The 11331-nt window shown below is 57.7% G+C and carries 12 protein-coding genes and 1 pseudogene; 10 read left to right on the top strand and 3 right to left on the bottom strand.

Translation table 11 applies throughout. The features are described from left to right. The 6 genes and pseudogenes from BMI87_RS22250 to BMI87_RS18570 form a co-directional block, all read left to right on the top strand. On the top strand, window positions 1-105 hold a 105-nt coding region (locus BMI87_RS22250; RefSeq protein ID WP_146681604.1), incomplete at its 5' end, for an integrase core domain-containing protein. Window positions 106-219: 114 nt separating this feature from the next. Continuing rightward, a pseudogene (locus BMI87_RS22955) lies at window positions 220-327 on the top strand (DUF4236 domain-containing protein); the annotation flags it as partial. 87 nt (window positions 328-414) lie between these two features. After that, on the top strand, window positions 415-966 hold the full coding sequence (locus BMI87_RS18585; RefSeq protein ID WP_246832743.1) for a hypothetical protein: 552 nt from the start codon (window positions 415-417) through the stop codon (window positions 964-966). Continuing rightward, window positions 963-1361 (top strand): hypothetical protein, encoded by a 399-nt coding sequence (locus tag BMI87_RS18580; RefSeq protein WP_078523029.1) that lies wholly within the window; start codon window positions 963-965, stop codon window positions 1359-1361. The genes BMI87_RS18585 and BMI87_RS18580 overlap by 4 nt, the downstream gene beginning before the upstream one ends. Window positions 1362-1534: 173 nt before the next feature. Further along, window positions 1535-1777 (top strand): VOC family protein, encoded by a 243-nt coding sequence (locus BMI87_RS18575; protein ID WP_078523028.1) that lies wholly within the window; start codon window positions 1535-1537, stop codon window positions 1775-1777. Between the two features lie 386 nt (window positions 1778-2163). Then, window positions 2164-2370 carry a hypothetical protein gene (locus tag BMI87_RS18570; protein WP_246832742.1) on the top strand — a complete coding sequence of 69 codons (207 nt, stop codon included), beginning with the start codon at window positions 2164-2166 and terminating at the stop codon, window positions 2368-2370. 160 nt (window positions 2371-2530) lie between these two features. Here the strand turns inward: BMI87_RS18570 and BMI87_RS18565 are convergent, their stop codons facing one another. Beyond that, complete coding sequence (locus tag BMI87_RS18565; RefSeq protein WP_146681667.1) at window positions 2531-2917, bottom strand: hypothetical protein; 387 nt, start codon at window positions 2915-2917, stop codon at window positions 2531-2533. A 348-nt stretch (window positions 2918-3265) separates the two neighbouring features. Further along, window positions 3266-4066, bottom strand: coding sequence for a metallophosphoesterase (locus BMI87_RS18560; RefSeq protein ID WP_078523026.1), 801 nt, complete (start codon window positions 4064-4066; stop codon window positions 3266-3268). Window positions 4067-4361: 295 nt separating this feature from the next. Between BMI87_RS18560 and BMI87_RS18555 the strand changes: the two genes are divergently transcribed. Then, the gene (locus tag BMI87_RS18555) at window positions 4362-4742 is read left to right on the top strand and encodes a hypothetical protein (protein WP_078523025.1); all 381 of its coding nucleotides are present in this window, start codon (window positions 4362-4364) and stop codon (window positions 4740-4742) included. Between the two features lie 32 nt (window positions 4743-4774). Here the strand turns inward: BMI87_RS18555 and BMI87_RS18550 are convergent, their stop codons facing one another. Beyond that, window positions 4775-6574 carry a TniQ family protein gene (locus BMI87_RS18550; RefSeq protein ID WP_168175235.1) on the bottom strand — a complete coding sequence of 600 codons (1800 nt, stop codon included), beginning with the start codon at window positions 6572-6574 and terminating at the stop codon, window positions 4775-4777. A 544-nt stretch (window positions 6575-7118) separates the two neighbouring features. Between BMI87_RS18550 and BMI87_RS18545 the strand changes: the two genes are divergently transcribed. The 3 genes from BMI87_RS18545 to BMI87_RS18535 are packed head-to-tail and all read left to right on the top strand — an operon-like array spanning window position 7119 to window position 11019. Continuing rightward, window positions 7119-7880 (top strand): hypothetical protein, encoded by a 762-nt coding sequence (locus tag BMI87_RS18545; protein ID WP_078523023.1) that lies wholly within the window; start codon window positions 7119-7121, stop codon window positions 7878-7880. A 44-nt stretch (window positions 7881-7924) separates the two neighbouring features. Beyond that, a complete protein-coding gene (locus tag BMI87_RS18540) occupies window positions 7925-10036 on the top strand; it encodes a Mu transposase C-terminal domain-containing protein (protein ID WP_078523022.1) in 2112 nt (703 codons plus the stop codon). Beyond that, on the top strand, window positions 10033-11019 hold the full coding sequence (locus tag BMI87_RS18535; protein ID WP_078523021.1) for an ATP-binding protein: 987 nt from the start codon (window positions 10033-10035) through the stop codon (window positions 11017-11019). The genes BMI87_RS18540 and BMI87_RS18535 overlap by 4 nt, the downstream gene beginning before the upstream one ends. Window positions 11020-11331: the final 312 nt, after the last annotated feature.

The following is an 11331-nucleotide window of genomic DNA, read 5'->3' as shown; positions in this document are numbered from 1 at the left end:
GCTTGGCGTAGATACTACAATGAGGAACGGCCACACGGCGCGATCGGGAACAAGGCTCCGATCACGCTGACGAAATCAGGGGGCGTCACCAGCCCGTCACCCTGAGCAAAGCCGGGAAACTCTGCCTAAGGGCGGTAGAGCTCTGGGGTGCGGATCAACACCAACCGGGCTCCGGTCGCGGCTGGATGAAAGTTCAGTGGCAGGTCACCGGGGGTCCGGCTCAACCTCTCCAAATCAGGCATATCGACGAGTTTCGGCGGCCGCGGGGCGACCGTGAACGTATCGAAGCGCGGCGTCCGGACGACGCTCAGCATTCCCGGCACGGGTCTGTCTTACAGCACGAGGAGCAAATCGGCGAAAAAGACGCCGAAGAGGGCGCAGACGGCCGCCAAGCGGGCGCCGCGGAAGCCGCCGGTGAAAGCTATCGCGAAGCCGCCGCCGATCCACACGCCGGTCTATGAAGAGCCCGTCTTGGCATGGCAGCGCGCGAACGAGGCCCGTTTCGCACGTGATGTGTTCTCCCGAAAGCGACGTGGGCGCGGGAGCTATATCTTTGCGAGCCTCTGTATATTCGCCATCGTCGCAGTCGCATTCGCGGCTGTCAGCGGTGAGGGCACCCCGCCCCAAACCCCGTCGGAACTGGCCGCGCTCGCGATGCTGCTCATCTGCCTCGCATGGGCCGCGGCACAGATCAGCCTTCTCACGCAGCGCATTCGCGACATGGGCTGGCCGCGTTTCATCGGGGCAATCGTCATTCTCGGGTCGGGGTTCGTCTTCTGGCCCATGCTGCTGGTGGGGATCGGCCTGACCCTCTTCTGGCCGCCGAAGCGGATCAATCCACGCCCTCTGCTCCCCCGCGAACCTGAGCCCTCGCAGGAACTGGTCACCGGCCCGTTACCCCCGCTAGTTCCCGATACCTACGCCCTGAAATCGGCGAAAACCCCACGGCAGGGTGAGCCTTCATGATCCGTGTGTGCTTCGCCCGCTTGCGCCTCGGACGCCGGAGCTTTGTGCTCGCAAGCATTGCGCTCGCCGTGATTTTCTTCTTGAGCTTCAAGGTGTCGCGGCCGGACTCCCCTTTCGACCTGATATTTGGGGAGCTTGAGACGCGCGATCGTCTCCACATTTTGCTTCCGTTTCTCTGGCTCTTTGCACAGATCTGTCTGATCGCTCTAAGATGCGGCGATATTTCGTGGCAGTCAGCCGTCGCCGCGGTCGCGATGATGGCGCTCGGCGCATGGTTCCGTCCGGCCCTCGCGCTCGCGGCTCTCATCTTGTGCCTCTGGCCGTCGAAGTTGGTCTCGTCATCGGCAGATTCCGATTTGGAACGGATGCGCAATTCGGGACACCCTCTTCACTGAGGGGCAGATGTCGCCTCGCAGAACCGCGGCGAACCGCCGAGCAGTAGACAGCTTCGCGAATAGCTGTCGACATCGATAATAAGCGAAAAGATCGCTTCCCTCGTGCGCACTTCGATGCAGCTACAGTCATTAGGCCCGAGCACCTCGTCGATCGCTTCCGCGACGGATATTTGATGATCGAGACCGGCGGACGCGCCGAAGTCACGCGGAAAGACATTTCTCAGAACCCGGTTGCGTTGCGCTTCAACGTCTCAGACGTGAAGGCTGCAGCCAGCCTGCTGGAGGCTCAAGGCGTGCCAGTCGAAGTCAAAATGCACGACTGGGGCACGACCGGCGCGTTCATCGACCCGGACCGCAACGTGTGCAGCCTGAAGAACGCCGACGATCCCTTCTTTACTGATGAGCAAGGGCAATGAGCTACCTGCACGTGGTGGCAGCCGTCAAACGTCCTGTCTCGTAAGGGCAGGACACCTATGGAAGGTGAAGCAACCGCACAGGCAGGAAAATACTGCTGCGCAGATTCAGAAGCTCGGCGAGCTTGACAGGCCAAGGAGAGAGGGGTGGGCCGCTTCGGGCGAGACGCGAACGTTACATCCCCTTGAATACGCTTCGATGCGGTTTGTCGAAAAACCGGTTGTCGCGCTGCACCCACAGCGTCCAGCAAGGGTTTAGGGGTTTAGGGGTTTAGGGGTTTAGGGGTTTAGGGGTTTAGCGTTTGTCTCCTCATCGAAAGATTTTCTAGCTCCCGCAATGTTACCGGTGTTTGATAGACATCGGCGATCATGAAACCTCTGAGGATGATATGATCATCAAAGTGAATGAATACCCGCAGCTACGCCAACTATGCTGGAACCGTCCTGACGATGCAGTTGTGGACGGTGAGACTGCACTGGCCCTCTACGAGCGCAACTGGCGGTTTGTTGATCATGATGCAATCACTCCACGTGAACAGAGGCTTCTGGATCAACTTATTGCAGAGCACGGCAATGGGCACTTTCTGGCCACTTGATATCCGAGTTGCACGGTGCGGAATTGTTCTAGCGGGAGAATGGAGGCGATATCTTTGATGATTTCAATTTCGTAACGACAATTCGCCATTTGACGTCGCGTGGTGTTTCGTCGGCGGCGCGGCGATTTCCCGGGCTTCGAAATTCAAAACGCAAGGACCGTCATGGCGCTGAAGTGCCGGTGTCCAATGCTGAGCGCCGCTTTGCGGTGCGCATGCGCAGACTGAGCTCCGAACGGATCTTGCCGAGGTCCAAGGGAAAAGGCGCCTTCCAGCGCGCTTGCAGTTTCGTCTTTGGATTTTCTACTTCTTCGAGCGTGACTGTCGCGAGCAAATCCCTGCATTTACGCATCGTTGTGCCAAGCCTGTCATTCGGATCCTCGACGCGCCCGCGTGCGAGCTGGGCCGCATAGCCGAGTTCAGCCACTTCCGTGGGAGACATGACTGAGAAGTCGACCGCCTCGCCGAGCGCTGCGGCGGCAAGGAGATCGAGCAGGTTCTCCTCGAGGGCCCGGACCGAAGCCTTATCCATTCGGCTGGAAGGTGTCATTTTCGTCCTTCAACGCATTCCCGATGAGTTCGGTCTTGTCTTGCAGAATATGCGCGGAAACAATCTTGTTTGCGTTACGTTAGGGCCGCTCTGTCGATCGGCACGCGGTTTCGCTGCTTTGTCTAGGTCTCATAACGCTTCGTGACAATGAAAGCTGACCCCATGTGGTATTCGGGAGCCGGCCTGACGAGCCATTGATGTTTTGTGGTTGGGCAAAACGGATTGATTGCTGTCTAGGGCGCGCAAGGGCGCCTGCAGCAGTCCGCGCGCCAATCGCGAGTCCCGGTCCCGGAACGCCCCCTGCTGATGTGAACCGCGTTGAGGACGCAAAGGTAGTGCTCCTTCATCTCACTCGCTGTCCCCCAGGGCCGCCGCCCACCGGTCGTCACGCCCACTTGTCGCCTTCGATGGATAGCCTATCGAGACATTCCGCAGCGTGGTCATTCCGATCTTAAACTCCGTCGCGAGATGGGTATGTCCGTAGAGCCATCGGTGAGGGCGGTATCGGTTGATGAGGTCGCTCAGATCCGAGGCATATGCTTGCGGGACGGGACTCTGCGGCGCTAAGGCGAATGGGTGCGGAGCATGATGCGTGACGACCACGGTTTCACTATTAAAGGGTTCTGATAACTTCGCTTCCAACCACGCTACGTGGTCACGATGTCGCTCCACCGTGTCGAGCGGTCGTGCCTTCCGGAAGGCGGGCCGCGCGATCCTGATACGGTAGTAATCGTTCATGATCCGGGCTGCCTCGGCGGCGTTTTCTTCCAGTGTTCCATAGCCAGAAAGCATGTCGGTCCAGAGCGTGCAGCATAGGTAGCGTGTCGTCGCGCACTTAATCTCTGCTTTTTGCGCGAAGTTGGCTCCGGCTGTCTGTGCGATGTCAGCAAGCCGTGCATCGCCATCGAGCTGGAAATCGTAGTAATCGTGATTGCCCGGAACTATGTGCACGCGCTCCAATGGGAGCCGCTCTCCGATAAGCGCAAGCGCTTGCTTCCACCGAGTCAGGGGCTTGTTTGTCAGATCGCCCGCGATGATCATCAATTCGACTGCATCGAAGTCGACGAGGTCCAGAGGGTTCAGCCCCGCCTTGTGCCAAAGGTCGAGATGAAGGTCAGCGAGGATGAGAGTATTGGGGAGTTTCTTCATCACGGTTTCGTCGTGCGGCCCTGATCTTGACAATGGTGGTCGACCGTCCGGCTGTCACCTTGTGTCCCAGAGGTCGACGGGTCAATAAGTCTTTGAAAACAAAAAATTTGTTTTTCACAAGGTGGGATTTTCGGAACAACCCGTTGAGATCGTTGAGTGAAGCAGGCAGACGCGTCCAGCTAAGTCATCTTTTCGCAAAATGAGCGAATGGAACCTTTCGATTTTCTGCTTCCAGCGCCGTCACCCACGACCGTAAATGGTGCAGAATGACCGATCGCGTCACTAGGGAGAGCGTATGTCATCAAACCTCGACACTGAAGCATCGAACGTGGTCGCGCTGAAAGCGTATCGTCGCCTGGTGCTTGAATGGGGACTGACCGAAGACGAAGCTGCGAGTCTCGCAGGTTTCGCCTCAGACCGGTGGCGCATGTTCGAAGGAGAGGGCGGGCGTATTGAACTTTCCGACGACCAGATGCATCGTTTGAGCGCGGTGCTTGGGATCTACCATGCTCTCGAGGTCTATTTTGGCGAACCTCTTTCCAAGACGTGGTTCACCCTTCCAAACGCGGGCCCAATGTTCGGCGGTGCCCGACCTAGCGAGATTGCTACCCGAGGCGGGCTTTCGTCTTTGCTGGCTATTCGGGCGAACCTCGAGGCGCTTCTTCAAGGCGCATGATAACACCGTTCTGACCGCCCAATGGATCGGCATCAGTCAAGGCGATGAACCTCGCTTCTTTCATATATGGCACCATAGTCACTTCCGTCTGGGCTAAACGGTGAGATGCCGGCTGCAGAGAGCTCGTGTCTCAAAGCTTGCCATGTGCTGCCACGCTCGACCGCGAGTCCCCTTAGCGTTACGAACCGCGCGTGAAAGGCCTCGATATCGGCAGAAGACAGAAACGCTTGCTCAACCTTGGTCTTAGGGTTGCGACCCGAAGTCGACGGCGTATGACCGAGGCGGACGAGCCTGTTCGCGCTGGTGGGCTTCAGGCCACATTGCCGGGCAAAAACTTCGATCGTGATGCCCGGCGTATTCGGTCGCTCGAGCTGCCGCTCGACCTCGTCGAGCGTGACGAGAATAGATGCATAGCCGTCTCGGGTCATATGCTTGCCGATACGTCGTAGCTGACGTCTTTCGATCATACGCAGGATTTGTCCGGGAGAGATTCTCAAACGTTGCGCTGTCTTCGCGAGGTCACCCCAGTTGTGCATCGGAACGTAGATTTGCTCAGCACCGGTCAAGATGTCCTCAACGAACCGACGCGCGGCGCGAACATCCCAAAGCGGCTTGTGACCGGAACCGGCGAGATGCGGCTCGAAAAAACCGTCCGAGCGTAGGATCTCGAATTGGGATCGCGATATGCTGAGCGCCGCCTGAAATTCTGTCGCGGCGACAAGCGTCGGGATCTTATCCAAAATCGGGGCGGCATCTGCTACGTCGAACAATTCCCATGCATCCGAACGTCCAGCATCGGTTGGTCGAACGACGCGTGCCTCCACGAGTAGGCTGCGAAGGCGCCGAGAGTCCATTCCGAGTTCGCGGGCCGCTGTTAGAACCGAATGGCGCCGCCGCTCCAAAATCGGTTCGCCCATCAACTCGTCACCGGGCCCTAAGGGCCAGGTTTGAGCAATATGATCTCGCAGCAAGGCTCTGAAAGGTGCGTAGTCTTGAGATGTTAGGTCGAAGGATAAGCGGTCGTAGAGATCACCAAATTTCTTCTTTGGCCCATCCGTCGGCTCGCCGACGATGGCCTGCAGATCGGATAGGACCTCGCGGATCTGACGTTCTCCACCTTTAGCGACCTCAAATCCGAGATCGAAACTGTGCCAAACCTCGTCAGGCGAGAACTTCTGCCATTTCGGAATTTTCGGCGCCCAACACGCCCGCCCCAGAAGCTCACAGAAATGCGCTGCCGGGTAGAGCGAAAATTGATCGATCCAGAGCGTGGAGCACTCACCTTCGAGGCGTGTCGCGAGCCACCTGTCGAAATTGGTTTCTTCTCTCGGAGGCAAATCAAGTTCGCCAGCAAGAATCTGTGCGCTGATCTCGGCCATCCGCGCGGAGACGTCGTAGCGTTCGGTCCGGTCGCGCCCCGCCCAGAGAAATACCAGCGGCCGTTGGTGCTTGTGGCAGAGCGACACCGGACGAAATAGCCAGTCTCCTCGAAGAGCGGGGCCACCTCGCAGATGGGCCATATCCTCTCGCAGGCATTCGGGACATCCGCGGAGATGGATTTCCTTAATCGCCTTCGCATGCATGACGTGTCCGCGAAACGAGTGCTCACGCCCGCCCAGATAGCGGGGCGTCCAAGCCATCAAGGTATCGGTATCGCAACCCGTCAGGCCGGCGAGCTTCGAGATCTGTTCCTCATCGCCCTCAATCATTTTGCTGAAGCTCAGCCCCATGTCACCTGCGAAGATCTGTGTCGGAACACCGTTCAGACGAGCCGTTCGAGACAGGAACGAAAAGGCGGGCTCGCGAAATCCCAGCATGGGCGTGAGTGTCAATGGTGCAGTCAAGGTGCGGTCAGATCTCTATCTCGGGTTGATCTGCCGGTGTGCGATGAAATTTCTGGCAGGGCAAGAGGACAGGTTGGCCGATCGATCAACGCGCAGGCCCCAGATGGGGCTGCACTCCAGAGAGTGCAAAATCTGGATTTTTGCTTGACCGGATGCACTGGCTTTCAAGCCTAGTCCTCCACGAGCTTACCAAAGTGTTTAACTTGGAAAGCTAGTGTTTTTCATTTTTTCGCATAAAATCAATAGCTTGACTCATGTCTTTGAGCGTCGGAAAAGACCGAGCGATTTTTTTCGTTGGGATTTTCACGAGATTCGACGAACGTCTGCCACAGCGAGATCGGATGAACGGAAGGCTGTGATCGCGAAGAAGAAACGCGCGCCCTGATGGAGCGCGCGCCGAAAGTTGGGACGACGAGCGTCCGGTTGTTACTTGTCACGTTAGAGGCCGAAAACGGTCCCGGCAAGCCTGCTCAGAGTCCCGTTGTAAACTTGAGACTTTCCGAGGCCTTCGCCTCGGGAGAACGGAGACTGCATGGCTGAACAAGCCGATTATATCGAGGGCCGTTACGGCGATTGGGAGCCCGAAACGGTCGTCTCTCGCAAGATGCCCGCGCTGCAAGTCGCCCCGATCCACGGGGTCCTTCCCTATAGCGGTTGGAGAAACCCGATGACGCGCAGCAACACCGCGCGTCGAGTCTCGATGGCGTTTGCGACGCCTGCGACCGAGGGTGTCCGGCGGGTATATCACTTCGAGTCCGAAGGTGAGTCCGCTGTAGCAATCGATGCTCTGTTGAATCCGAATCTGTTCGAACTCGAAGTGCAGCTCCCGCCAGTTACGTATTTCAGCCGGACCGCGCGTAAGCGGCGCAAGCATTCTTTCGATATGCGTATTACGTTTCGGGACGGATTCCGGCGGGCCTACTTTATTCGGCACGCTGCAAGCTTGGCTCGGTTGGACACACAAGCCGAAATCGCCGATCTCTTCTCGGCGGTGCCGCCTGAGTTCGCCGATGACTGCGTGGTTGTTCGGACGGACGACTATTCTCGCGCCTACCGGGACAATCTGCGCCAGGTCTGGGACGTCTGGAACAAAGAAGACGAAGCGGCCGACACTGAAGTCGAACGGGTTGCCCGGCGGGATGGCTATTGGCTGCTGAGAGAACTGATCGGACGGTGTCAGATCGAGCCTTCGCGATGCTTTGACGCTTCACTGCGCCTGATCGGGCGGAAGGTTCTTCGCGCCGATTGGAATGCGTTGATCAACTACTATTCGCGGGTGGAACTACGCCGGTGACGCACAAATCTATCTTTAACGTCCCAAGTGGATCCGAGCTCGTCATGGACGGGCGTCGCTGGCGCGTGGATCAGCGCGATGACAGCGCATTTGATCTTTCGGATGTTGAAGATGGCGAGTGTATTACCCTCTCGGTAGACCACGTTGAACGCGCGATCCTCAACAGGGAGTGTGACGTCACATTGCCAGTTGCGGCTGCAAAGAACCGCGAGCTTCTCGAATACACCGGCGGCTTTGAACGTCTCGAGCAGCTCGAGGAAGACGCGCAGCGCGAAGCAAAGAGGCGATTGGTAGTAATGCTGGAGCTCGAAGCCTTGGAAGCAGAAGGCTGGCAGCTTACCCAGAGGGCGCTCGATAAGGGCGGTGTGCTCCGGTCTCGTCTGCTCGCTCGCGTGCGTAGCCGTTCGAAAGATGCGAGTTTTACGCCGGCTTTGCGAGGCGGAAAAGCCACCCTCAATTTCAATTGGCCACAGGGCAGGACGCTTTTGCGTTATTACAAGCTTTTTCAGAGTTTTGGCCGTAACCCGGTCGTCCTTGCCGACCGCGATCAATTGAAGGGGCGTCGCGAGCCGAGACTTTCTCCGCACCAGGAACGCTTCATTGAATACGTTCTCAATCGTTGGAATAGCAAGTTGCAGCCGCAACTTGCGCCTCTTGTTGCAGGTGCGCAGGAACTATTCGATGTCCCGCCTGAGGAGCATGCACGTGGCTTCTGCTTTCCCTCGATCACGACAATTCGCGCCCGGCTCAACGCAATTTCGGCGGTCGTGAAAACCATCGGTCGCGAGGGCGTGCGTCATGCAACAAACCGCCTCGGGGCCGGTTCGACTGATGTGCGGGCATTGAAGTTCGGATCGAGGGTGGAGACTGATCAGTGCTATCTTTCTATCTTCTCGCTACCAAACGGACGGATGGCGGCGAAAGTAATCGATCCAGATACTACGGACGAAGAACTGGAGAAAGACGAGGTTAGAAGGGTCTGGTTACATTTCATGGTCGACGTAGCGACCCGAGAGGCGCTCGCGTGGATTATTTCGGAAACCGCAGATGAAGATCACAGCGCAGCACTGGTTCGCATGGCAACGCGCGACAAGACCCGGGAAAAGATCCGTTATGGGTGTAAACACGACCCGGCGCCGCCAGTCGGCCTCCGCGTCGTCTCTACAGACAACGGCAGCGCTATCCGGAACGGCGGAATCTTCGCGGCTCTCCTCGGGAGTGGGTCAACACTCATACTTGGCCGCACCTATCACGGTCCGGACAAACCTTTCCAGGAGAGCCTGTTCGGGCCGACTCAGTTTCAGGTCCTGAATTTTCATTCGGGCTATACGGGTAGTAGGCCGGGTGAACTGAAAGAGGTGAACCCGAAGGGATCGGCGAGCTTGACGCATGACGAGCTCTACGGGGCTCTCACCCGGTATTTCATCGATGAGTATCCGTTCCGTCCTCACCGGGGGACCGGGATGTTTGGCGCGACAATCCGACAAAAGAGTGAGGAAGTATTGCGGCTCTATGGAAAGATCGACCCGCCGTCTCAGCGAGACAGGTGCCTGCACCTTGGCGTGAAGCGCGAGGCGACCACGACATCTGAAGGTGTGAGAGTTTTCGGCTTGCCCTTTAACTCTTCTGCACTTCAGCGGTTTGCGGATGGGCAGCCGAAGAAGGTGCTTGTTCATCTCGACCCCGACGACCTTCGCCGCGTTTTCATTGTCGCTCAAGGAGAGAAAGAGGTGATCGAGGCGAAGTTGAGCATGACGGTTTTCAATGACCTGACGCTTGAAGAAGCTATCGAAATCATGGAGGAGGCGACCCGTTCCAACCCGAAACAGCGCGCCCTTCACGAGGGGCACCTGCGCGAGGCTATTGCCGATCGCGCGAGAAGATCCGGATTCTTCCCGGATTCGCGTGACCCTTCGAACTACCAGACGATCGCCCAGCTCGAAAAACGTGCCGCGCGGATTCTGGGAGTATCGACCACGTCGAGCGCTCCGATGAAGCACCTGGTGGCGCCCGGCGAAATCATGGAGCGACATGAAGTGGACCAAGAGCGCCCTTCTTCCACGAGCCCGCCGCGGAGCGATTTGAGCGCGCCGAAAGCTGCGGATGAGGGCGCAAAACGAATTGTCCTGCCGCCAACCAAGGAAACCAAGTTTTGAATGAATTCATCATCCCCGAAGTCGTGGCCCTGAGCGGTGACCTTGCTGCGCGGCATTATCCGTTGGACCGTGCTCGTGTCCTTCAACACAGCTTCTCCCAGCTTTTGAGCCGCCACCTCGGAGGATTGCAAAGCAGGACTCGTTTCGAGACGGGGGCGCTTCTCGTCACCGGCCAGTCCGGTGCCGGAAAGAGTAAGGAAATTGGCGACCTGCTAGGGCGCTTCAATGCCAGCGACACGCGGTTGCCCTCCGGTGAGAAGGCCTCCTTCGCCTGTTGCGTGCTCAGCTCGAAGGGCGGCTGGAAGGATCTCGGGAAACATACGCTCAGGGCTCTTGGTTACCCTATCGACGACAAGGCACGCCGCACTCAAACTGAAATCTGGAACCTCGTCGTCGATCAGGCGAAAAGGAAAGGGTGCATCGGCATCCATTACGACGAAGCCCAGCATATAATGCGGGGCAGGGGGCAGGGAGAGCTGCTCGTTATTTTGGATGCGTTCAAGGCGTTGATGAAGTCTCATGATTGGCCACTGATGCTGATTCTGTCAGGTGTTCCGGAACTAGCCGATTACATTCGCCAAGAGCCCCAGCTGTTTCGCCTGACCACCCGCGTGCGGTTCGAGAATATCGACCTCGCGGAACGCGATGACGGCTCGTTGGGCGACTACCTCACCCTGAACACGATCTTGGGCAGCTACGCTGACAAGGTCGCCATCGATGTGCCTGATGAGCTCCGAGAGCTTGAATTCCTTCATCGCCTCGCGACCGCCGCCGCGTTGCGATGGGGGTTGGTTTTCGAGATTGTGCTCGCTGCCCTTCAAGTCGCTATCGGTCGTGGGGCACGCGAGTTGACGCGGCAGGATTTCGACAGGGCTTGGGCTGACAAGACCGGCGCCGTAGAAATCTCCTCCCCCTTCTCAAATCCGAACTACAAAAGTGTCTACCGTCGGGATCGCCCCTTCGAAGAGGCTTACGTCGACTGACACTTCCCCGCACCACTTCGTCTCGCTTGATGAACCCGCGCCTCGGCGCGGGTTTTCTTTTGTCCTGCGCCTCTCCACAAGGACCGGTTGAAGACTGAGTTTTCCCGCGCAGCTTTATGGTTTTCTGCGCATGGATATGGTTTCCGGTGAAGCTTGCTTTATTCGTAAGCGTTTATAAGTAAAAGGAAAATTGTCGCCCTCGAATCGGCGGGGTGAATTCTTGGGCACTCTTTTGGTTTCTCTGGCTTGAAGCCAAAAAAAGCAACTGACTGCGCAGGCGAAAGCATAAGCCTGCGCATGGACCGCCCAAGC

Source organism: Thioclava sp. F28-4 (assembly GCF_002020045.1).
GTDB classification, from domain to species: domain Bacteria; phylum Pseudomonadota; class Alphaproteobacteria; order Rhodobacterales; family Rhodobacteraceae; genus Thioclava; species Thioclava sediminum.
The sequence above is the reverse complement of the archived record's forward strand: the minus strand, read 5'-3'. Positions and strand labels throughout refer to the sequence as shown.

Excerpts from the sequence above, each read along its gene's own strand:
- BMI87_RS18555 (WP_078523025.1), top strand. The coding sequence starts at position 4,362 with ATGTCATCAAACCTCGACACTGAAGCATCGAACGTGGTCGCGCTGAAA.
- BMI87_RS18545 (WP_078523023.1), top strand. The coding sequence starts at position 7,119 with ATGGCTGAACAAGCCGATTATATCGAGGGCCGTTACGGCGATTGGGAG.
- BMI87_RS18570 (WP_246832742.1), top strand. The coding sequence starts at position 2,164 with ATGATCATCAAAGTGAATGAATACCCGCAGCTACGCCAACTATGCTGG.
- BMI87_RS18575 (WP_078523028.1), top strand. The coding sequence starts at position 1,535 with ATGATCGAGACCGGCGGACGCGCCGAAGTCACGCGGAAAGACATTTCT.
- BMI87_RS18560 (WP_078523026.1), bottom strand. The coding sequence starts at position 4,066 with ATGAAGAAACTCCCCAATACTCTCATCCTCGCTGACCTTCATCTCGAC.
- BMI87_RS18540 (WP_078523022.1), top strand. The coding sequence starts at position 7,925 with ATGGACGGGCGTCGCTGGCGCGTGGATCAGCGCGATGACAGCGCATTT.
- BMI87_RS18565 (WP_146681667.1), bottom strand. The coding sequence starts at position 2,917 with ATGACACCTTCCAGCCGAATGGATAAGGCTTCGGTCCGGGCCCTCGAG.
- BMI87_RS18580 (WP_078523029.1), top strand. The coding sequence starts at position 963 with ATGATCCGTGTGTGCTTCGCCCGCTTGCGCCTCGGACGCCGGAGCTTT.